Raw genomic sequence first — 994 nt, 5'->3', positions numbered from 1 at the left:
GGGAGGGGGACGCCCCCAGTGCGGCGGGGCGGCCCTTGCACGGGGGCGCTGGCTTGGGCCGCGCCAGTTCGGTCCGTCGTGGGTGGCGAGCAGCACCGTGGACAACTGATACCTGTTCAATTGTCCTAAAGCAAAGGCCCCGCAATGCGGGGCCTTTTTCATTGCGGCGTTAAAAAGGTCTTACGGTCTGTCGCGGTCCACCACGCGGCTGTTCAGGGGCTTGGGCACATAGGCCGGCAGGAAGGCACAGCCTTTGCCGAACCTCGCTTCGTTGGCCGGGCACTGCTGGGCAATGCCCTCGGGCGTGGGCTTCACGCCCTCGTCCACCCAGCGCAGCAGCGCCGTCATCAGCGTGGGGTAGGTCGGGTCGCTCAGGTAGCTGTGGGTGTTGTGCTGGGTGAAGGTCTGCACCAGGCGCGCGCCGCTGCCTGCGCGCTCCACCGTGCCCTTGAAGAAGGCATCGAGCTCGACGAAGGCGGTCGGGTCGTCCACCCCCTTGGTGGTGAGCACCGGCACGTCGATGCGGCCCGTGGGGTCGGTGTCCTGGGCAAAGCGCGCCAGGGCCTGTGGATCGGCCTGGTAGCGCAGCACGGCGGCATTGAGCGCTGCATCGTCGGGCGAGCCGGTGTAGCGCGCGCCGGTGTTGCCGAAGGGGCTGGCATCGCCCGTGCGCAGGTGCACCACGTCGCGGTAGTGGAAGGTGCCCCAGTTCAGGTGGCTCTGGATGGAGCTGGCCGGTATGCGGATCACGTCGACAATCGTCTTGACCTTGCGCTGCTGCTCGGGCGTGCGCTGGGCAGCGGGCTTGTCCAGGCCCAGGCAGTCGTTGACCCTGGCCGTGAGCTCGGCACCGGTCAGCTTCGCACTGGCCGGCAGGCCGATGTTCAGCGGGTACTGCGCCTCGCTCGGCAGCGGGTGGTTGTGGCACAGGTGCTGGTAGACCACACGCAGGTCGGTGCGGAAGTCGTACGAGCGGCTGCCGCCGGCCAGCAGG

At 68.4% G+C, this 994-nt stretch carries 1 pseudogene; it reads right to left on the bottom strand.

Annotated features, from left to right (window positions below):
- Nucleotides 1–180 precede the first annotated feature (180 nt).
- Nucleotides 181–994: pseudogene (locus tag PMI14_RS28810) on the bottom strand (hypothetical protein); the annotation flags it as partial.

This window comes from Acidovorax sp. CF316 (genome assembly GCF_000276605.1).
GTDB lineage: Bacteria > Pseudomonadota > Gammaproteobacteria > Burkholderiales > Burkholderiaceae_C > Acidovorax.
Note: the sequence above shows the minus strand (reverse complement) of the source record. Positions and strands in the feature narration are given on the sequence as shown.